Raw genomic sequence first — 22,232 nt, 5'->3', positions numbered from 1 at the left:
TTTTAATATCTTTATTTTTATATGTCCACCCAATCCATACACGCAGATCAACATTATATCGAAGCGCTCCTGCAAAATGAAACGCAGGTGGTGGGAGAGATCTACCGGCGTTTTGCGCCCAAGGTGAAATACTACGTGCTGCAGAACAGTGGCTCTGCTGATGATGCAGCCGATATCTTCCAGGAATCGCTGGTGGATATTTACAACCAGGCCAAATACAAAGACCTGCGGCTCACCTGCCCTTTTGAGGCTTTTCTTTTAATGGTATGCAAACGCAAGTGGCTCAACGAACTCAAAAAAAGAGGGCGCCAGGGGGTAACAAAAGACCTCGATGAGCAATTTAATGTTGGCGAGGATAGCTTCCGGGATGCGGAAAAGACCTGGGCAGACAATGAAAAGGCCCGGCTCTTTAAAACCATGCTGGGACAGATGGGAGAGCGCTGCCAGGAGATCATCCGGCTTTCGCTGACGGATAAGCCCCAGGAAGAGATCGCCGCCAAGCTGGGTGTAACCTACGGATACCTTCGTAAGAAGAAATCTGAATGTATGGCCTCCCTGATCAGTGCTATTAAAGATAACCTTTCAAAATGGGGATTGACATGAACGACATCGATTACGAACTGATAGAGCATTACTTCTCCGGCCAGATGACGCCGGAAGAACTGGCGGCTTTTGAAAACCGCAGGCAGGCAGATCCTGAATTCCGGGAGATAGTAGCTACCTGGTCTGATGTGAGCAATACATTACGTCAATCCCTGCAGGCCGATCCTCAACGGGAGGCTTTAATACAAACACTGCAAAGTAACCGTTACCAGTTCAGAGAGAAAAACAAGATTGTTTCCATCCGCAGGTTTATGGCGGCGGCGGCTTCTGTAGCTGTGTTAATTGCAGCACTGATGTACTGGAGCCCCTGGAAGAAAGACCTGTACTCACAATATGCCATAGAAGAAATGATCTCTCCCGCAGAACGGGGTACTGTTAAAGATTCCCTGGCACAGCAGGCAGCAGAACAATTCAATCACCGTCACTATAAAGCAGCGATCGTTACATTGGATAAATTATTAGCTGATCAGCCGGGTGATGCTTATGCACGTTACTACCGCGGCCTTTCTTACCTCGAAGATGATCAGCCGGGAAAGGCCCGCCCTGACCTGGAAGCCATCTATGACGGGGAATCTGTATTTAAATATGAAGGCGCTTTCTTTGTTGCGCTGAGTTACCTGAAAGAAAAGAATATTGCTAAATGCAAAGAGTGGTTGCAGAAAATACCGGAGAATGCGGAGAACTATGATAAGGCGCAGGAGTTATTAGGAGATCTGTAATTAGTTTAATAGAAAGCTAACCGCTGAAGTGAGTGACACAACGGCGGCTGAACAATGATCAGCTGCCGGTCCCAGAACAGAGATAAATGCTCTTCCCGCACAAATACAGGAAAAAAAGATGCCGGCTCAGACGAGACCGGCGTTATCATATTCCACGTCTACAGTAAAATCTTTAGTACGTTTATGATTATCTTTTTTAGGTTAAATGGTAACCATGAAGATCTCAGGATTCCGTATCGGCAGATTACGCAATACTTCTTCCACCTGAGGATCATGCTCAAGTTTTTTCCATAATGAAAAGTAGACTGGATTGTTATAGGCAGCTGCGCCAAAAAGAAGGAAAGGGTGCGCCACGGGCCATTCATCCCAATACATCACATCTTTTGCAAACGGCCAGCTCTCTTTATTCAGCACATATGGATACATATATGCAATGCCTTTGCTAATTGCCTTCGTTGATGCAGTATACTTCCAGAGATCATCTGTTTTGGTACTGAGTATCTGGCATACTGTTGCCATCGCATCTAAATTGAATAACGCATAACCATAAGGTTTTGTTCTACGGATCTCCAAAGGAAAACTTCCATCGTCTGCCATCTGTTTAGGCAACAAAACCTCTTTATACCTGTTACGGCAAAATTCTATCCAGTGCTGATCTTTCAGGAAAGTAGCGAAAGCTGCCACCTGCATTACCCAGCAGGTACCATGATTATTCGCCGCATTCATTTCATCCTGGCCATACTTATGTTCCGTCATCCATTTCAGATATGCAGCAAACCATTCTTTGATGGCCACCAGGTCTTTCGGAGGGATCCTACCGGCCTTTTCCATGATACGCAAAGCCTGCGCGATCTCAATAAGATGAATGGTATCAATGATGCCGATCCCGCGACCTGTGTGGCGGCCTTTGATAGCCTGCGCATACAGTAAATTAGGGTTCATCCTTGTATCCGGATTCACAAACCATGCTTTTATATGCACCAATGCATGATCCAGGTAACGTTTGTTGCCATTGGCTACATAAGCTGCTGCCAGGTCTCCTACCACTCTGCTGAAACGTACCATGGCCTGGCGATGTGCCACAAAATTCTGCGGGTTGGTCTGGCCATCCTTTTGAATGTAGGGGCTATCCGGACTGGCAGGATCAGGCCACCAGTAATCTCCTTCAGAATAAAAATCATGTAGTCCTCCTGCACTGCGTTCAGATCTTGCAGCAGTGACGGTAACTGGTTTTTGCTGCATAGCCCATTCTGCTTTCTTTTGAATGTCTGCTTTACGGGCCTCCAACGCTTGTTTCAACCAGTCCGCTTTTGTAAGCTGAACGGTTAGTATGCATAATATGATTAGAATACTCCTTCTCATTTTATTGGTGTTAGCGTCACTTCCATTAACTTCATTAATTCCTTTCCGTTTATTTTCTCCGGTTTAATTTCCAGGGTATGTTCTCCTTTTGGTAAGGTGATACTTCCTATCTCCTGTTCCTGCAAACCTGATAATACCGTTGCACTAAGTTTTTTACCAGCGGCAGATACCGTATAACTTCCTCCGCCTTCTGCTTCGTACTTCAGTTTTACCGCATAGGTTACCGGTTCATCATTGCGGATAAGCCATTGCAGTGATTGGTTATCTTTCGTCCAGTTCTGAACATAATACCTGTTCGTTTTTCCATCACCAAATCCAAAACCTTTGCCTTGTTGTATAGCATCAAATGCTAAGAGGGTGTTTGCGTAATCCCTTGTGAACAATCTTTCTGCTTTGCTTTCCGGGGCCGGGCCCTTAGTGGTTTCCAGCACCAGTACGGTGTTATTTTCATCCGGCGCCTGTTGCGGAACGGTGATCTCCCAGTTGAAAGGGCTGATCTTTTTCACCGCAAGTGTTTTTTTGCTTACCAGGAGTTTTGCGTTATTGATCTGATAGATACCATTCACGAATAACTTACCATCCCTGGGCCATTTGAAAACATGCAGGTATTTCTTACCGTCTTTCTGCGTTATAACACCCCAGGGCTGTGGCACTTCAAAAACACCTTCAGTGCCGTAGATGCTTTCACCATTTGGAATTAACCATGCTCCTACTTTATGCAGGATCGCCGTATCTCTTGGATCAATAAGCCCATTCCCCATAGGGCCAATATTCATCAGCAGGTTGCCGCCTTTTGCAGCTGCCTTTGCCATCAGTTGTATAAAGAAACCCACGGGTTTGTGACTGTTGTCGTACCGGGAATAACCGTATGATTCATTGGTAGTAGGAATGGCTTCCCAATCTCCTGTTACCGGGTAAAACTCCGCAGGGCGGTCTGCCGTGTTCTTATAGTCACCGAACGAAATAGCAGATGTACGGGCAAGGCGGCCATTTACTACCACATTGTTATCTACTTCACGAATAGCTTTAAGGATCCTGATGTTTTCAGATAAAGGCAGTTTATGCGGTGTATCAAACCAGAGGATATCCGGATGATATTTAAGTAATAACTCCCGGATCTGCGGGATGGATTTTTCATCTACGTACTTCACTGCTTTTGGCAGGAGCTCCGGATGTTCATCATACCAGCGGGCTCCTCCGAAGAGGTTCTTATCACCACCGGGATTGTTGTAATCCCAGTCATTACCGGGAGCATTAGGATCTTCCCAGTCGAATGCATGGGAATAATAGAACCCGAACTTAATACCATATTTCTTACAGGCGGCAGACAGCTCCTGCATAGGATCCCTTTTGAAAGCGGATTGCTTTAAAGTATAATCTCCTATGGCAGAAGGATACATGGCTACGCCATCATGGTGTTTGGAAGTGATGATGAGGTAACGCATGCCTGCTGCTTTGATCAGCTTCACCCATTCTTCTGCATTAAACTCAGTGGGATTGAAGGTTTTGATCAGCAGATCTTTATACTCCTGGCGGGGGATCTTTTCTTTGCGCATCAGGTGTTCTGCATATCCGCCTACTTTCTTTCCTTTCCATTCACCACCAGGTACAGCATAAACACCCCAGTGAATGAAACAGCCGAACTTTGCTTCTCTCCACCATTCGATCCTTTTATCATGATCTTTCATGGAGGTTGTCCACCAACCGTTCACGGCATCGGCAATCGCAATACTGTCCCGCGAGGCGGCTTTCTGCATCAGGATGCCCTCGTCATCTCCCTTGAACTGGGCAGAGGCATTGGCTGATACGGCCAGTAGTGTTGCAGCTATATATGTTCTTACTCCGTTCATTTTACTGTTATCTCATGTGTGCCGGCAGTGAGCATCACGTTTTGATCATATACTTTTTTCAGGTTCAGTTCCGGTAGTTTGGAAGCGTCCTTTATCTCTTTATTTACCGGGAAGCCATAATCTTTTACCAGGGCATAATCTGGCGTTGGAGGTACAACAGGAGATTTTATCTGTACCGGTTCAAACGTACGGATCACCTGCTTTCCCCCTTCATATGTGGAACGGATCACGGCTTTCACGAGGCGTTTATCTTTCCAGGTAATATCTACTTCAAAACCACCTTTTATTTTCAGTCCTTTTACACTGCCGCTGGGCCATGCAGAAGGCAAAGCCGGTAATAAATGGATCACACCATCATGGCTCTGTACCAGCATTTCGATGATACCCGAAGTAACCCCAAAGTTGCCATCTATCTGGAAAGGCGGATGTGCATCAAAAAGATTTGCATAAGAACCACCGCTGTTATCTGCCACACTTACGGAATCTACAGAAGCATAGAAGAGTTGCTTATTCAACATGGTATAAGCATGGTCTCCATCTTCGAGCCTGGCCCACCAGTTGATCTTCCATGCTTTGGACCATCCGGTACCTCCATCTCCTCGCAGCTCTAAACTGCGTTTAGCAGCAGCAGCCAGTTCAGGCTGACGGCGTGGTGTGATGATATTACTGGGGAACAAGCCATAGAGATGTGATAAGTGACGGTGACTGTCTTTTGCATCATCCCAATCGAGGTACCATTCCTGTAGCTGACCTAAGCGGCCTGCATGGAAAGGATATAAGTCCTTTAATACAGTATTGATCTTATCAACAAATGCTTTATCTGTACGCAATTCATTGGCAGCCTGTATGGTCCTGTTAAACAGGTCGTGGATGATAGACATGTCCATCGTAGAGGCAATGCTCACACTTCCTTTCCTTGCTCCATTGATCAGGAAATTATTTTCCGGCGAGGTAGAAGGATTGGTTACCCATTGGCCCTGCGGATTTTTCACCAGCCAGTCCAGCATAAATTCCGTGGCGCCTTTCATCAGCGGGTATGCTTTATCCCGCAGGAACCTTTCATCTCCGGTGTAAGTATAATGTTCCCACAGATGCCTGCACAACCAGGCGCCTGCCATTGGCCAGATGCCCCAGCGCGGATCACCTTTCGGATCTTTCCAGTCGAAGCCTCCGGAGGGAGAAGACAGTGCCCAGATATCAACGTTATGATGTACCGCCCAGCCTTTCATACCATAATTCACCTCTGCTGTTTTCTTTCCTGTTACTGAGATCTGTTGGATCATATCAAACAGCGGCTCAGCGCATTCAGAAAGGTTAGCTGTTTCTGCGGGCCAGTAATTCATTTCCGTGTTGATGTTGGTGGTATAGTTAGAACCCCATGGTGGCTGCATCTTATCATTCCAGATACCTTGCAGGTTCATAGCGGGGCCTCCTTTACGGGAACCGGCGATCATCAGGTAACGGCCGTATTGGAATAACAGGGTGGTCAGTTGCGGGTCCCTGTTACCGCCTGCTTTGGTATATTCCTTTAGTCGCACATCCGTTGCTTTTGGCCCGGAACCATCATCACCAAGGTCCAGTTTTACACGGTTGAATAGTTTTGTATAATCAGCAATGTGCTGTTGTAATAAGGTGTTGTAATCTTTTGGTTTGTCCAGGTATTTTAAAGCTTCCGCGGCAGGGTCTTTTCCTTCGCTCACGGGATTCTTCAAAGCTCCGTTAAAACTGGTTCCAATGGAAACCAGCAATACGGCTTCTGTTGCGTTCTTGATCTGCAAGCCACTTTCATCTGCCACACTATTGCCGCTCTTCAATTTTGCCTGTACATGCACTTCGTACTTAATACCATTTTTTGGATCGTATTCAAACTTTCTCGTTTCATATGGGCGGTGAGGTACGTAAGAGGGACATTGGCCACTTAATACAATGTGGCTGTTGTTACGTTTAGTAAGTTTAGTTGGCATGGGATTATCAAAAGCCACATGAAAGTTCAGGGCGCCTGCTTTTGAGCTGCGCCAGCGGATCACGAGTAACTGGTCCGGATAACTTACAAATGTTTCTCTTGTATATTCCACGCCGTTTGAACTATATTTTACTTTGGCAACAGCGTTATTCAGGTTAAGCTCTCTTTCATATTTTGTAGCAGCAGCTACCGGCTGATCGTTCCGCAGCAATAGATTGCCCAGGGTAAGGTACCTGGCGGAATAAGTACCCAACATCAAACGGCTGATGGAATCAGCCTTCATATATTCTGCATTCCACAGGGCTTCACGTACAACAGGCAGTTGGGCTTTTGCGCCGGGATTGTTGCCATCTTTAGGGCTACCGCTCCATAAGAATGCTTCGTTCAATTGCATTTTTTCTTCCTGTACGGTGCCATATATCATAGCGCCAATGCGGCCGTTCCCTATGGGCAGCGCTTCATTCCAGTTTGCAGCAGGTTGCTGATACCAGAGCCTGAGCAGGGGATCTGCCTTCTGGCCCAGCGTAAGCATGGGTGCGCTTATTAATACCAATCCAAAAACGAAACTTCTCATATTAACGTAGTTTACCTTCTCCTTTCCATGCTGCCAGTAATTCCCAGATATTCCCGGATTCCTGCGCTTTAATAATTGTGTTCTTTACTGCTTTATCTCCTAACCTGTCCTTCAACTGCTGAAGGTACAGGCTGCGGGGTGTTACAGCTGTTCCCCAGCTTTCCCAATAACCGGTAGGCCCGTCCTGCTTTTGTCCGGAGCAACCGATGGCCCAGTTCTTTGAACCTGGTGCGCTGTTTACTTTAAAGTCACTTTTATAAGAGTAATTGTTCCAGAACATCACCTGTGCGCCAGACCATCCATGGCCCGTTCCCATTGCACCACGATTCTGTACCCTGATCTGCCCGCCATATACATTATCAAAGAGCAAACCGGTTGCCCAGCGGTGATGCGGACCAATATCTGCATAAGTATCCGTAGAATAACAATCCAGGAATACATTCGGACCGGGCACAACGGAACCTGTTACAAAATCATGCCTTCCTCCGCGGGTATAGCAACGGTTCAGGAAATTAAATGCAGAACCGCTTTCTACCACAAAAGAATATTTCCTTCCGCCGGTGGTGATGGATTTAGGGTCCAGCATCGCACATTCCACTACTGTATTATAAACAGACTGTGACTCGATAGATACGCAGGCATAGCCGAAATATTTAGCTGTTACTTCTTTCACCCAGCAATTCTCTGCCCTGAGCAATGCTACAGCATCCCATCCATGATCTTCGCTGGTATCTGTTTTATAGGCAGATTCCAAACGCATGTTTTCAATCCCACAATTGCTGATGCGTCCGCTCCGTTTTGCTTTATAAAGATATCCCCCTCCGTACTGTTTTTGAATGGGATCTACAACAGGCTCTTTGAGGGTAACCTGGTTACCGGATATTTTGAGGATGGTCCTCTCAAATTCTGCTTTATATCCAGCCGGCTTCCAGCCAAACTGCGCCATGTTCAAAGCATCTATCCATTGCTGGTTCGGTTGCCTTACCAATATGATACTGTCTCCTGCCTTCAATCCTGCGGCATTATCTACTTCCAGTATGGTGGCGCCGGTGGGCAGATATTCCGTAGTGATGTTATGTCGATTGTCATCATTACCATGCCCTTTACCACTTCCCTGGATGCGGATGAAACTATGCTGACCGGGAACCAGGTCTTTTAATACAGTACCATTCTCTCCCTGTCCTTCACCCCTTAAAACCACTCCATTCTTTTTAATGGAAAGCAATCCGTTCAACTCATACGTGCCTGCTTTCAGCAGAATGGCTCCGCGGATGCCATTTGCGTCCTGTGGGAGTTGTTCCACCGCTTCGATGGCGTCTTGTATATATTTATGATTATCTCCTGCCTGCGGGCTTAAAGTCTTCTTTACAGGCACCTGTGGTAATAGTGTGCCTCCTCCTTTGTAACCAGCATGAGAATAGTCAGGTATCTTATTAATACTGTTGCTCTCTCCTTCATTCGCGTAGGTAGCGTAGATCAGTTTTCCATTGCTTCCGGTTTGCACCAGTTTGCTTTGTTGACCATAGGCCCCGACAGCCGCGAGTGTTAATAATACAATTGCGTGGAACTTCATGTAGTGTGATCTGTTGAAACGTGGTTTACCAGCTTCTGCCCTTCACAGGAAGTACGGCATCTACAAACCGTACAACCCGTGAATAGCAGCAAAGCATGATCTTAATTGTAATGAAAAAACGTGTCTAATCTTCATAACGCGGTGCCCCCGTGGGCATATAAAAAGAGTTTGTTGTCTTACTTTTTGCAAACGTTTGCATCCTTTAGGACACTTCTGCGCAATAAAGGTATTGAATCCGTAACACAAGTTATGCAATCGGTTGCACTTTCATGCACACTATTTTAACCTTTTTTAATATTGAATTCGCATTTCAAATAGCCGGGCTGGAAAAGCCCAGTTCTTTGAGGCCTTTTTTGATATCCGGATGGCTCATAAAAAGCCGCCAAAGCAGCCCTGATCGGTAGTTTTCTATCATTACCACAATAGGGCCCTGGTCTATGGCCAGGTACTGATGATCGAACCAGTTATGGGTCTCGGAAAATGCGTCATAGAACCCAAATTCCCCCCAAAGCCTTGCCCCTACTTTATTATAGAAATATTTAAGGGCCTGCATAGAATAGGCGGGGGTATATGGAAAGGAGGATAATGCGGCAGTAGGTGTTATAACGCCCAGGTCGTTGGTAGGAGAATGGGCATTATAGAATTCATGGTTATCACTGGCCGTAAGCCCCCAGCAATCTGCACTATATCCCTTGAACTGTTTGGGGTTATTGATGCAATACTGCCGGTTGATCAGCGTATGGTTGCTGTTCTGCTCCCAGTAATCTGCATACCGGTCCTTTAACCCACGGGGATCCAAACCCAGGAAGGAATAATGCGCAAAGAAAAGCGGGCCGCCATAATCAAAACCCAGTGGTAATTTAATGCCAAAGAACTCCTTCCCGTTCTTAAAGTAATTGCTCACTACCCAGCCCTGGTGATATGCTTTGGCCGAAATGGGGAACTTAGGCGAAGAAGCCGCCAGCACATAAGTAATAAGGCATTCATTCCATCCACGGATCGTATGGTTCATAGACCATCCGTTGTTAGGTGACCAGTGCCAATACAACACATCCTGCCCTCCCTGCGTGTACCAGTTCCATTCTGCATCATTCCAGAGCCAGGTGATCTTATTCCTTAATTCCTGCTCTTTGGGCGTGTTACGGTCAAAGTATTGCTGCACAGCCAACAAACCCTGGAACATAAAGGCAGATTCCACAAGGTCTCCCCCATCATCTTTACGACTGAAAGGAATGGTTTTTCCCGTGGCACCGTTCATCCAGTGTGGCCAGATGCCGTGATAGTGATCTGCTTTTTCGAGGAAACGGATGATCTTCAACAAACGCTCCAGCCCTTGCTCCCTGGTAATAAACTTTCGTTCTATTCCTACCAGTATAGCCATCACACCAAAACCTGAACCGCCAATTGTAACCACTTCCGGTGTAGTGGTACGTTCAGGCGCCAGTCCTGATACAGGATGCGCAAACTTCCAGAAGTAATCAAAGGTCTTCTGTTGCACGAGGGTCAGCAAAGCAGAGTCCCCCAGCTGTGGCCGGGGGAACTGTTTCTTCTGTGCGGCTGCCGGTAAAACGGAGCCGATAAGCAGGCTTAATAAGATTAAACGCATCAGTAATTCGGATTTTGTTCTAAACGCCCACCGCTTAAGAGTATCTGCTCCTGCGGGATGGGAAATAATTCATGTTTACCGTCTACAAAGTTTTTCCCATGTGCTCTCATCACCTGGCCTGCACGTCCCTGCCTTACAAGGTCCCAGAAACGATCATGTTCCATGGCCAGTTCCACTCTTCTCTCCTTCCAGATAGCCAGGCGCATGTCTGCTTGTCCTGCTGCGGGTGCATCCGGCAATCCTGCACGTTTACGGATGATATTCAGTTTGGCCAATGCTTCTCCCGGATTGTTTATTTCATTGGCAGCTTCTGCATAGATCAGCAATACCTCTCCATAACGAAGCACCCGCAGGTTTTTAGGTGTACGGTCCGGGCTTCCGCAATAAGGTTCCTGTGTACGGCTATGATACGCTTTATAATTATAGCGGTCGTTTTCCACGGAGTCCCTGGAAGGTACCCTGAAGCCATCCCACAATACAGTGCCCCCGGGCTGAATGGTAATGATAGTACCCTCTTTACGTTTGTCGCCAGGCTCGTAAGCTGCAGCCAGGCTTGCGGTAGGGTTATTAAATCCAAAACCGAAATCAGACCAGCCTTTTTTTGCCCGGATGCCCTGGCAATTTGCGTATAATTCTATGGCAGAATTACAAGCGGCACTGGTACCTGTTTGCACTTCAAAGATGGATTCCATTGAATTGGCTCCCTTTGCACGCCAAATATCGGCATAATTGGAAAGCGTATCATACAACCTGGAATCGATCACGGCTTTTGACAGATCAAACGCTTTCTGGTATTCCTTCCTGTAAAGATATACTTTAGCCAGCATGCCCTGTGCGGCTCCTTTGGTAACACGGCCTACAGGGGTTGCGCCTTTCAGCGGAAGATTGTCTACAGCAAACTGCAGATCACTGATAATAAGATCATAGATCTCAGCAGCTGTGGCACGTGTCTGGAATTCATCTGCATTCGCTTCTTCCGGCTTAGGCACACGGTCCAGTTTAGGCACGCCGCCAAAAGTCCGCACGAGGTTAAAATAAAAATACCCACGCAGAAAACGTACTTCTCCTATCAGCCTGTTTTTGGTAACATCGTCCAGCGGGCTTAATGGTAATTTATCCAGGGCCTGGTTGGTACGTGCAATGGCCTGGTAGTAACCCGTCCAGAAATTCTGCACATTTGAATTGGCCGGTGTGTAAGTGAAATTATCTATTTCCAATGCCGGGCCATAATCCTGCGGTGTGCTGCCTTTATCTCCTTCATCACTTGCAATGCTGGTGAGTACCACCATTTGCAAACCATGCACATCAGGCCCGAAACCTCCCAGCCACATTACGTTGTATACTCCATTCACCAGGTCTACTGCTGCATTGGGATTATTCCTTATCTCTTCTTCTGTTACCCTGCCCTGCGGCGGAATATCCAGGAATCCCTTGCCGCAGCTGACATACATCAGCAGGAAACAGATCAATAATATATTTATGTTGATTAGTCTTTTCATGATAACGTGGTTTAAAATGTAACATTCAATCCTGCAGCAAACGTTCTGGTGGTAGGATACGGCATCAGCTCTATTCCGCTTTCCAGGGGACTGGAATTATTCTGCGCAGAGATAAAACCATCTGCTTTCGGATTGGTGGAGATCATTTCAGGCGAGAAACCGCTGAAGCGTTTTACAGTGAAAAGATTCTGAGAGGTGAGGCAAATCCTCAACCTGTTCATTTTCATCCGTTCCAGTAATTGCTTAGGTAATGTATATCCCAGCGTAACGTTATTGAGGCGGAAGAAATTACCGGATTCAATGAAGTAAGTGGAAGCAGGCATACTATTGCTCAGTACCCGCGGATCTGTTGCAGAAGGGCGGGTGGCCGTCCACCGTTTATCCGCATAATCTGATTCCACATTATCCGTGATCTCATAACGGAATGCTTTTTTACCATTGTAGATCTTGTTGCCGGCATTGCCGTAAAAGTCCATGCTCAGGTCTATGCCTTTATAATTCACGCCGGCATTAAGACCGTAATACAATTTAGGCTGATAAGAACCGGCATAGATCTTATCATCTACGGTAATACGGCCATCGTTATTTGCATCCCTGTAACGCAGGTCACCGGGTTTAGCATCCGGCTGGATCTTCTGTCCATCTTTATTTAAATACGCATCTACTGCTGCCTGGTCTACAAACACGCCCAGCGCATCATATACAAAGAAACTTCCGATGGGGTGACCATTGTCTGTTTTGGTTACGGGGCCTTGTCCGCCTACACCACCTTTTAACAATGGCTGCCCCTGGTTCAGACCGGTCACTTCATTATCATTCAGGGTGAGGTTGCCACCAAAAGTATAATCGAAGTCCTCATTGATCTTATCCTTCCATTGCAAAGTGAATTCCCATCCTTTATTCACAAATGAACCGGCATTGGTGATATACTCATTGTCAGGGTCGCCTAAGAGACCCGGGATCTTTACGCCCACCAATGCATCAATGGTTTTCTTGTTGTAATAATTTATTTCACCTGTCAGTCTTTGTTTGAGTGTGGTGAACTCCAATCCAAAATCATATTCTTCCGTGGTTTCCCATTTAAGATTACGGTTTTTGATATCGGCAAGGCTTGTACCCAATGTGGCTTTCCCATCAAAGAAATACTGCTGGCCCGTGCTGCCGGTTAATATATAAAGGTTGGATTCGATGTTATCATTACCAATGCGCCCCCAGCTACCACGTAGTTTCAGGAAATCGAAGATCTGCTGGTCCTTCAGGAAAGATTCCTGTGAAAGCACCCAGCCTAAACCTACAGCCGGGAAATAACCGTTCCGGTTCTCTGACGGGAAGCGGGATGAGGCATCGTTCCGGAAGGATATGGTAGCAAGGTATTTGTCCTTATAACTATAGTTCACACGACCCAGGATAGAAGTACGGGCATACTTATCACCATCTGCAGTAACCGTGGAAGTATTGGGATCACCAGCTATTAAGTACCAGAGGTCTGTACTGATAGGCACATTCCTTCTGCTGCCTTCAATATATTCTCCCTGGTATTTTTGTGCAGTGTACCCTGCCAGTACGGTGAGATCATGGTCTCCAAAACGTTGCTGAAAAGTGGCGGTATTATCCCAGAGCCATTCCTGGTTCTGTTCTTTTACCATGGTGAGCTGGCTTTCCGGGCGTTGCTGGTTACCTCCTGCTATGAGGAAAGTTGTTTCATCGTTCAGGAACTTGTAGTTATATTTCTTCCTGTTGAAATTAGACTGGTTTACGCTCATGCTGGAACGCAGCTTCAGGAACTTCCAGGGAGAATATTCCAGGTAAGTGGTACCCTGTACGCGGCCTTCCTGCAACTTGTCGTTGTTCTTATCTATTGTGAGCACAGGATTACCTACATTACCAAAGGCCGCAGTGTTCCCATATTTTCCGTGCTGCATAACCGGTATGAGTGGAGAGGCACGGTAAGTATTGGTGTAGATCCCCTGAAGGTCCACGTACCGTGTATTGGAACGCATATAAGAGAACTGTGCAACGAATTTCAATTTATCGCTGATATTATATTCGTTATTGGACCGGATGGTTAAACGATCGTATTTATTTACGTTCACTATGCCTTCATCTGTAAGATATCCTGCATTGAAATAATAGAGGAATTTCTCTGATCCTCCGGAAAGCGAAATATTATGTACCTGCTGGAAGCCCTTGCGCAGAATGGCATCGTACCAGTTGGTGGATACATTATACCCGGGTAGTGTAACATTGGGCGCCGCATCTTTCAGGTAATCTGTGTATTGTGTGCTATTGGCCATTTTAACAAGATGCGCTACTTCTCTGAATCCGGCGTTCATGTTATAGCTCACTTCCATCTTCCCTATCTTTCCACGTTTGGTAGTAATGATCACTACCCCGTTGGCAGCACGCACACCATAGATTGCGGCGGAAGATGCATCTTTCAGGATGTCCATGGAAACAATGTCTGCCGTATTGATATTCCTGATATCGTTGGTAAGTACACCATCCACTACGTACAAAGGTTCTGCTCCGGCCAGCATACTACCGGTACCGCGCACACGTACAAGAGGCTGTGAACCTGGTGCGCCCGAACTGATGATCTGCACACCCGCCAGTTTTCCCTGCACACCCTGCGTTGCAGTGTTCACCGGTTGTTTGGTCAGTTCTTCTCCCTGTACACTACCAATGGCGCCGGTGAGGTCTCTTTTGCGGCGGGTACCATATCCTACTACCACTACCTGTTCCAGCTGGCTGGAAGATGTGGCCATCACCACGTTCAATTCTGTACGGCCCTCCAATGCTATTTCCTGTGGATCATACCCGATATAGGAAAACAGCAATGTTACGTTCGCATCCGGCGCATTCAGTGTAAAAGTGCCCTCCGGTGTGGAAACCGTTCCCACACTTGTGCCTTTTACCTGGATGGTTACACCGGGAATGGGCTGGCCATCTTTATCCTTTACGGTTCCTTTTATGGGAACGGCTATATTCTGTTCACTGATCAATGCAGGCTGGATCACATACAACCCTTCATCTATCTTTTTATATTGCAACTGAAGCGGTGTGAGCATATCGTCCAGGACTTCCGGTAATGGCTTTTTTGTTGAGGAAACAGCAGGAACTTTTTTGCTGTCTATTAATTTGCTGCTGTAGGCAAAACTGATCTTATGGAGCTTGCCCAATTTATTAAGTGCCGATCTGAGGGGCATTCCGGGTTCCTCTGTTTCTGATGATGGAGGCGGAACATATCCTACATCCTGTGCCTGTATACAAAATGGCAGGAGTAGCATGCATCCGCATAGTAATCGATTTAGTTTCATAAGAACGTGTTTACGGAGTAACAATTTTTTGTTTTGGTCGTGTCTTATTTCCGGGTAAATATGTACGTGCTATCAGCTCCCTGCGTTAATTCCAGGCTGAAAGCTTCTTTAATAGCAGCCAGTACTATGGCCTGGTCTGCTGATGTTAACGTAGCGCTGAACTTTTCCTTTGTAAGTGATGAATCCCTGAACACGAGCCTGATCCCGAATTGATGGTACACTTCAGTAGCCACTGTTTCCAATGGCGTATCTTCAAAAACAAGTGTACCTTCCACCCAGGAAGCGTAACGTTCCGGCTTTACTTCTTTACGCAGATATTTTTCTTCTTTTTCTTTGTATTCAACCAGGTCTCCCGGTTTCATGATCAGTCTTTCATCCTGCCTGCGCAGGGCTATTTTTCCAGAACTTAATACTACCTGTGTATTACCTGTGTAGTTTTTTACATTAAATGTGGTGCCCAGTACTTCAATATCCAGTGAACGGGAATGCACAATAAAGGGCAGGGCAGGAACAGCTGTATGCTGTATATTGAAATAGGCTTCTCCCTCCAGCCATACTTCCCTTAGGCCTTTAAAATCTCCCAGCCGAAGACTGGAATGTGGTCCCAATATTACTTTTGAACTATCCGGCAAAACAAGTGTTCTGTTCTCACCAAACTGACTTGTATAAACAGGAGGAACGGGTTTACTCCTCAACAGCCAGAATGCCGCTACAGCCACAATGCCTGTTACCATGGCTGCTGCGAGCGCTAACGGCCATCTTCTCTTTCTTACCGGGGTAGCCGTTTCCATTTCTTCTGCTATCACACTCCAGATCCGGTCATAACTTTCTATGGGCATTTCTTCCCGGGTATATTCCAGGGAGAGGAGGATCTTACGGGCTTCCGTGATAATGGGCTGCCTGGATGGATACAGCTGTTGCCATTCTTCCCAGAAAGCATTATTCTCCTTATTGGGCCTCAAAACCCATTCCGAAAAATAATCGTCTGTCAGGAAATCTTCCTGGCGGTATTCCGCATAATCTTTCCATTCCATATTTATATAGAGGAGGGTTAGCGGGATTTTATCCCTTCCGTGAGAAAATATTTTTTATTTCCAGAGCAACCAGCCCATGGCTAACCATAAGGGGAAATCTACCAGGCGATGGCGGAGTTTATCGAAGGCTTTGTATACCATCTTATAAACAGACTTCTGATGAATGTTCATAACAGCCGCTATATCTTCAAAAGAAAGGTTTTCATAAAAGCGCAGGAACAACACTTCTTTCATACGGGGTGGAAGTGCATTGATCTCTTCTGCTACTTTCCTGCGTCGTGCGAGGGTGCTTTCATCACTGATCAGCTGGGTTTCTGGGGAAATGGTGATATCAAAACCTTCTGCCGGGAACTCCTGCTGTTTACGATTGTCCGTGGCCATACGTAAGAGATCACGGCGAAACGCTTTCACCAGGTATGCTTTTACATTTTGTACGGCTGATAAATGACTGCGGTGAGTCAGCAGGTAGAGGAACAACTGTTGAATGCAATCCTCTATCAATGAACGATCTGCATGCAGCTTACAACCATAGTTATATAACTGCGGCGCATAACGGGCATACAGGGTTCCGCAGGAGGCCTGATTTCCGGTTATAAAAGCCTGCCATTCGGAGGCATCGTCGTGGAATGAAGTTGCATACATGCGTACTTCAAAGATAGGGGATTATCACTTCATGACTACCTTTCCGGGTTCTCTTCTCTCCGTGCCGGGCATTTTACGCAGTTCGTCTCCCAATGTGTTGCGATAAGTATCTGCGAGTGCTTCCAGCTCTTTTACCACTTCCGGAAAACGCTCTTTTACATCCAGTGTTTCACCCGGATCAATGCTAAGATCATATAATGCGAGGGGAACATCTACATTAGGCTGCGCACCAGGGAAACCGTCATATCCCGGCAGGTTGTTCTTATATGTGCGGCCTTTATGGGGGAATACCAGTTTGTATTTTCCTTTGCGGATCCCTTCCAGGTTGTTCACGCCATAATAATAAACGAAATGGTCCCTGGGGCGTGCATCTTTTTCATTGCGTAATAAAGAGAGGATGTTCACGCCATCTATTTTCTTAGCGGGCAATTTAGCACCGCAGATCGTAGCCACGGTTGGCAGGAGATCTATGGTAGAAGCAATTTCGCTGCTCACTACGCCGGCAGGGATCTCTCCGGGCCAGCGCATAATGCAGGGAACGCGTTGACCACCTTCCCAGCTGGACCCTTTTCCTTCTCTCAAACCGCCTGTATTACCGGCATGATTACCATAGTTCAGCCAGGGACCATTGTCACTGGTGAATACGATCAATGTATTTTTTGTGAGGCCTTGTTCTTCCAGTGTACGCATCACTGCTCCAACAGAGGCATCCAGCTCCTGCATCAGGTCTCCGAAAAGACCGGCACCGCTTTTATTACGGAAGGGTTTGGAAACAGCAATGGGCACATGCGGCATACTATGCGCTAAGTAAAGGAAGAAAGGACCTTTCTTGTTTTCACGGATGAATTTGCAGGCACGTTCTGTATACATGGAAGTTAATTCAGACTGATCTTCCAATGTTTTAATAATGCGAATGGTATTGTTGCCTTCTATCAGTGGCAGCGGGGGATATTTGCTCCGGCTGTTTGTAGTATCCGTATAAGGTTTTCCATCATAATGCACCGGCCACATATCATTGGAATACGGTAGCCCCAGGTATTCATCAAAACCATTTTGTAAAGGAAGGAAAGGAGGTTTGCTGCCCAGGTGCCATTTGCCGACCATGCCTGTTTTATATCCCCTGCTCTTCAGCAGTTCTGCAATGGTTTCTTCATCGTTGTTCAACGCCATGGGAGCTGTAGGCCATAAAGCACCATGAATACCAATGCGGTTGGGATAACAGCCTGTGAGCAGTCCTGCACGGGAAGCAGAACACACAGCCTGTGCAGCATAGAAATGTGTAAAGCGGATCCCCTGTGCCGCCATCCTGTCCAGGTTAGGAGTTTTATACGGGCCACCGCCATAACTGGCAGGATCACCATATCCCATATCATCCATAAAAATGATGATCACATTGGGCTTATTTTCCTTTTGGGGAATAAAACTATAAGTAGCTATTAAGCAGAATACAGCAGCGAGGAATTTCTTTATCATACAAAAGCGCTGCGGCATTCTATATACCGCAGCGCTTTCAAGATACAAAAATATTAGTCTTAGTCTGCCAATATCAGTTCAATTACAGGGATCTCAACACCGGGTTTAATAACAGGCAGGCTGAGGTTCAGGTCGTTCTGCCCGAGGCCATTTGTTCTGTAACCATATCCGGAAGGTGCGCTGAAACGGATCTCAGAACCATCATGCAGGAACTGCGCATATTTGATCTTGCCCTTGTAGCCGGGCAGGGTGAAATTTTGCAGCGGGTAATCCAGCAGGTGTACATACAACCGTTTGGTAGTGGGGTTGTAAGTGAGCAGGCTGTTTTCAGGACGGGCATATTCGTCCGGGGCTTGTGTACAGCCATAGATAGCACGGCTGTTCACATCCATCCACTCTCCCATTCCTTTCAGTGCGGTTTGTGCGCGGGCATCGATTTTACCACGTGCAGTGGGGCCTACATTTAATAATAGATTACCTCCCTTACTAACGGACTCTATGAGTAATACCAGTAATTGTTTTACATCTTTCCAGGTTGTTTCATCCCTGTAATATCCCCATGAGCCGGAGAATGTCTGGCAGGTTTCCCAGGGAACATGTTTACCATTTTCGGTAGGCCAGGCGGCTACTTTATATTGTTCCGGGGTTACAAAGTCTCCCCCATCTGCATATTCTTTCAGGTCCAGGCGGTCATTTACAATAATACCGGGCTGGAGTTTGCGCACCATTTTGATCAGGTCTACTGAGTTCCAGTCGTTATGATCTTTCCCGCGTTTACCGGGATAAGAGAAGTCCAGCCAGAGGATATCGATCTTGCCATAGTTGGTGAGCAGTTCCCTTACCTGGTTGTGAAGGTAGGTGCGGTATTTGGACATGTCCCGGTTCTTATTCAGCTGTTCATAGTCCGCATCGTTATTAGGGCGCTGGGAGTGGGTACCATCTATGGTGAAATCAGGATGGTGCCAGTCGATCAGGGAATAATAAAATCCGATCTTAATTCCTTCGGCGCGGAAAGCTTCCACGTATTCTTTGATCAGGTCTTTTTTGATGGGTGTATTCGTGGCTTTATAATCCGTGAATTTGGAATCGAACAGGCAGAAACCTTCGTGGTGTTTGGTGGTGATCACGGCATATTTCATACCGGCCGCTTTGGCCATTTTTGCCCATTCCCTTGGGTTATAAAGGTCCGGGTTGAAATAATCGAAGTACTTCTGGTAGGCGGAGTCTGAGATCCGTTCCCGGTTTTTAACCCATTCATGGCGGGCGGGTAATGCGTAAAGTCCCCAATGGATGAACATGCCGAAGCGGTCGTTTGTCCACCAGGCCAGGCGTTTTTCTTTTTGTTCGGGTGTTTCCGGGAAAAGCCTTTTCTCCTGGGCGAAGTTGTTCAAGGTGAGTAGCGTGGAAAGAAAGAGTAGGATGCTGGTGCGTTTCATCATATAAGTTTTATATCATGGTAAGGTAATCCAAGCATATGGCTCCGGCTCATAGCATTTTGCCTGAGTGTGTTATTTAATTACCATGCACTTCCAGGTATGCCTCCTTCTAATTAACAACTCATTAACAATTGATTAACATTTAGACAGGTATAATCCCCGTAAAATTGCTCTTCGAAATTAACGCTTATAAAAGCTTATTTTTTTGCGTTTTTATTCGCGCTAAGTAATTAGTGCTCCGATTTAACTTCAGGTGAACGGCTGTCATTTGCATCTGCATTTGACAGCTGTTTTCTATCAGGACGAAAATCAATACTGCACTGCATTACACAGATCATTGAAATGCGGTTGATGATGCTTTTTTTTGTGCATGGAAAAAGAAGGCAAGCATGTAAAAAAGGGAACGTTCCAAAGCCTGCCGGAGGGATCAAAAAAGAGGTGCCTATGCTATGAAAAAAGGGAGGGGTTGCAGGGTTATAACCCAAATTACATAGGTGTTAACACTCAAAAAATATGACAATTCTTTAACACGGCATTAACATTCAAAAATCTCATATACCTGTAACATTGTATCTGAATATATCAATGACATTCTATCATACATCCATAAGTTTTTTACGTTCCAAGTTAACTATTCATTATGACGACTGCCGTCTATTTTCCCCATAGATAGCAGTCGTTTTTTTGTATACGTATATACTGAACTGAGGTATTATTGCAGTGTGGTTTGCTATCTTAGATTAACATTGAACCTTAATAAGACACAGTTTTCAAAGACCCAGGAAAAAATCCGTAATAAACCTAGACATGGAGATACACTTATCTGCACATGAGATGCAGCAGTTACAGTGAATACAATACTTCCTGGTATAATGCAGTATATTTCGTTGAACAAAACCCGAATTCCAATTTAGCTTTAAACCCCCTGTTGATCCAATGCCCAAGCGCTATTTTGAAAGACTACAGACGATAGACTATCTCATTCGTATTAAAGGTACAGGCAAACCTGCGCAATTAGCAAAACGCCTGCGTATCTCAGAGCGAACACTATATGAGTTCCTGAAACTCATGAAGGACCTCGGTGCTCCCATAGAATACGATAGATACAAAGAAAGTTATTACTACGGTGAAAAAGGAGGCTTCAGCATCAAGTTCACCAAAAGCATTGCAGGCGCCTCGCCTGCTGCAATCCTGTGCCTGATGATCATCGCGCATACATGTATGTGAAATGGCTTTTGCCATACGATTGCATAACTGCTTAACAACTTTTTAACGCCATCATTTTTTGCAGTGACCTACTTTGTTGCTCGGAATTTTTATGAGCATAACAAAGCGATAACTATATGCAACTGCAAAAGATAATACATGAATAACCAACCGTCCATCAGTGCGGTCCCCAAAAAGTATGGCAATACTCAATTGCTGCATCTCATGCTGTTACCGGTGTGGGATTTGCGGGTTTCTGTTCAGTTACCTGCCTTATTTCTATTCATAGTTTTGGTCCGCTTTTTAAACACAGTTACCGGCAAGCCGTCTGTAGCAATAAAGAGGCTTTTTCATAACGCGGTTTAGATTAGATGATCAATCTATGATGCGAAGACGCCTGCGGGTCTCTCTTTAGTCACCTGCACACTTTTTTCCATTATAGCGTAAATCTTCCATGGTATGGCACAGGAGCAGAAAGACAATTCCAGGGAATTCACCAACGGAGAGATCACCATTGTATGGCGCCCACTGCGTTGCCAGTTTTCCACCCATTGCGTAAAAGGTTTGCGTGCCGTTTTTGATCCACATACAGAGCCCTGGATCAATATGCAGAACGGCGCTACGGAAGAGATCATAGAACAGGTCCGGCAATGCCCCTCAGGAGCACTCTCCTGTTTTTATAATGATCAGAAAGTAAAACGCTGATTGTTTTATTCCCCCCAATGTGCATGTTGCCAGTTAATGGGAGCATCACTCCATTGTGGCCCGGGAACATAGGCATAATTGCTGCCATTGATATATAGCTTGATCAGCTTGGCCTCCTCTCCGTTGATCTTCCATACATAATTATCGGATAAATTATAGGTAGGTTTACTAACCGTACTATCACTCCGGTGGTATGCCCTGAGATGAATGTGCAACATACTGTCCACCACCTCCATCTGCTGAAAATGAAAGAACCAGTCCTTCCCCGCATCATGCACAGCCATGGTCATCAGAAAATCCCTTCCAAAACGCATGGTCATTGTATCCTTTCCCGTGATGCTTTCGTTGCGGCTGCTCACACAATTATTTACGTCCAGGCTGTCGCTTAACACATATACAAGATAATACCCGCCCTGTGGCAGATCTCCGGAGATGCGTGCCTGGCCACAGGATGGATAAAACTGATGATTGGGCAGGATCTCATAGTCCACCGATACAGGATCTTTAGAGATGATCGTACAGGCATGGCAACATACCATGATACAGAGATAACAGATCGCCTGCCGGAGCTGGTTGGTCAATCGCATATACACATCGGGATTAATAAAACCGCTACAATTTAACGATTCCCCACTGAGGAATGTTCAGTGATGGAATATTCTCTATTTAT

16 protein-coding genes are annotated in these 22,232 nt (G+C 46.0%); 4 read left to right on the top strand and 12 right to left on the bottom strand.

Annotated features, from left to right (window positions below):
• The first annotated feature begins 21 nt into the window (after positions 1-21).
• Together BUR42_RS26275 and BUR42_RS26270 are read left to right on the top strand one after the other, a co-directional pair.
• The gene (locus tag BUR42_RS26275) at positions 22-603 is read left to right on the top strand and encodes an RNA polymerase sigma factor (protein WP_074242520.1); all 582 of its coding nucleotides are present in this window, start codon (positions 22-24) and stop codon (positions 601-603) included.
• Positions 600-1,322: a hypothetical protein gene (locus BUR42_RS26270; protein ID WP_143197585.1), complete on the top strand. Its 723-nt coding sequence runs from the start codon at positions 600-602 to the stop codon at positions 1,320-1,322. Before BUR42_RS26275 ends, BUR42_RS26270 begins: the two co-directional genes overlap by 4 nt.
• Before the next feature lie 201 nt (positions 1,323-1,523).
• Here the strand turns inward: BUR42_RS26270 and BUR42_RS26265 are convergent, their stop codons facing one another.
• From BUR42_RS26265 to BUR42_RS26215, 11 genes are all read right to left on the bottom strand, one after another.
• The gene (locus tag BUR42_RS26265; RefSeq protein ID WP_074242518.1) at positions 1,524-2,684 is read right to left on the bottom strand and encodes an alginate lyase family protein; all 1,161 of its coding nucleotides are present in this window, start codon (positions 2,682-2,684) and stop codon (positions 1,524-1,526) included.
• Positions 2,681-4,534 carry an alpha-L-fucosidase gene (locus tag BUR42_RS26260; RefSeq protein WP_074242517.1) on the bottom strand — a complete coding sequence of 618 codons (1,854 nt, stop codon included), beginning with the start codon at positions 4,532-4,534 and terminating at the stop codon, positions 2,681-2,683. The genes BUR42_RS26265 and BUR42_RS26260 overlap by 4 nt, the downstream gene beginning before the upstream one ends.
• Positions 4,531-7,071: a glycoside hydrolase family 95 protein gene (locus BUR42_RS26255; RefSeq protein WP_074242516.1), complete on the bottom strand. Its 2,541-nt coding sequence runs from the start codon at positions 7,069-7,071 to the stop codon at positions 4,531-4,533. Before BUR42_RS26255 ends, BUR42_RS26260 begins: the two co-directional genes overlap by 4 nt.
• A gap of 1 nt (position 7,072) precedes the next feature.
• On the bottom strand, positions 7,073-8,644 hold the full coding sequence (locus tag BUR42_RS26250) for a hypothetical protein (protein WP_074242515.1): 1,572 nt from the start codon (positions 8,642-8,644) through the stop codon (positions 7,073-7,075).
• 310 nt (positions 8,645-8,954) lie between these two features.
• Positions 8,955-10,250: a glucoamylase family protein gene (locus tag BUR42_RS26245; protein WP_074242514.1), complete on the bottom strand. Its 1,296-nt coding sequence runs from the start codon at positions 10,248-10,250 to the stop codon at positions 8,955-8,957.
• Positions 10,250-11,749 carry a RagB/SusD family nutrient uptake outer membrane protein gene (locus BUR42_RS26240; protein WP_074242513.1) on the bottom strand — a complete coding sequence of 500 codons (1,500 nt, stop codon included), beginning with the start codon at positions 11,747-11,749 and terminating at the stop codon, positions 10,250-10,252. The genes BUR42_RS26245 and BUR42_RS26240 overlap by 1 nt, the downstream gene beginning before the upstream one ends.
• 11 nt (positions 11,750-11,760) lie before the next feature.
• Positions 11,761-15,066, bottom strand: coding sequence for a SusC/RagA family TonB-linked outer membrane protein (locus BUR42_RS26235; RefSeq protein ID WP_084185834.1), 3,306 nt, complete (start codon positions 15,064-15,066; stop codon positions 11,761-11,763).
• A gap of 44 nt (positions 15,067-15,110) precedes the next feature.
• Positions 15,111-16,100, bottom strand: a complete 990-nt coding sequence (locus BUR42_RS26230) for a FecR family protein (RefSeq protein ID WP_074242512.1) — start codon at positions 16,098-16,100, stop codon at positions 15,111-15,113.
• 54 nt (positions 16,101-16,154) lie between these two features.
• Positions 16,155-16,742, bottom strand: a complete 588-nt coding sequence (locus BUR42_RS26225) for an RNA polymerase sigma factor (protein ID WP_074242511.1) — start codon at positions 16,740-16,742, stop codon at positions 16,155-16,157.
• A 24-nt stretch (positions 16,743-16,766) separates the two neighbouring features.
• A complete protein-coding gene (locus BUR42_RS26220; protein WP_143197584.1) occupies positions 16,767-18,215 on the bottom strand; it encodes a sulfatase family protein in 1,449 nt (482 codons plus the stop codon).
• Positions 18,216-18,274: 59 nt separating this feature from the next.
• Positions 18,275-19,651, bottom strand: a complete 1,377-nt coding sequence (locus BUR42_RS26215) for an alpha-L-fucosidase (protein WP_074243231.1) — start codon at positions 19,649-19,651, stop codon at positions 18,275-18,277.
• Between the two features lie 936 nt (positions 19,652-20,587).
• Between BUR42_RS26215 and BUR42_RS26210 the strand changes: the two genes are divergently transcribed.
• Both BUR42_RS26210 and BUR42_RS26205 read left to right on the top strand, forming a co-directional pair.
• Positions 20,588-20,878, top strand: a complete 291-nt coding sequence (locus tag BUR42_RS26210; protein WP_074242510.1) for an HTH domain-containing protein — start codon at positions 20,588-20,590, stop codon at positions 20,876-20,878.
• A 438-nt stretch (positions 20,879-21,316) separates the two neighbouring features.
• Entirely contained in the window at positions 21,317-21,562 is a 246-nt protein-coding gene (locus BUR42_RS26205; RefSeq protein ID WP_074242509.1) for a (4Fe-4S)-binding protein, read from the top strand.
• A gap of 5 nt (positions 21,563-21,567) precedes the next feature.
• On the opposite strand, the gene BUR42_RS26200 is transcribed toward BUR42_RS26205, so the two are convergent.
• Positions 21,568-22,149: a hypothetical protein gene (locus BUR42_RS26200; RefSeq protein WP_143197583.1), complete on the bottom strand. Its 582-nt coding sequence runs from the start codon at positions 22,147-22,149 to the stop codon at positions 21,568-21,570.
• Positions 22,150-22,232 lie beyond the last annotated feature (83 nt).

This window comes from Chitinophaga niabensis, from assembly GCF_900129465.1.
GTDB classification, from domain to species: Bacteria; Bacteroidota; Bacteroidia; order Chitinophagales; family Chitinophagaceae; genus Chitinophaga; species Chitinophaga niabensis.
Note: the sequence above shows the minus strand (reverse complement) of the source record. Positions and strands in the feature narration are given on the sequence as shown.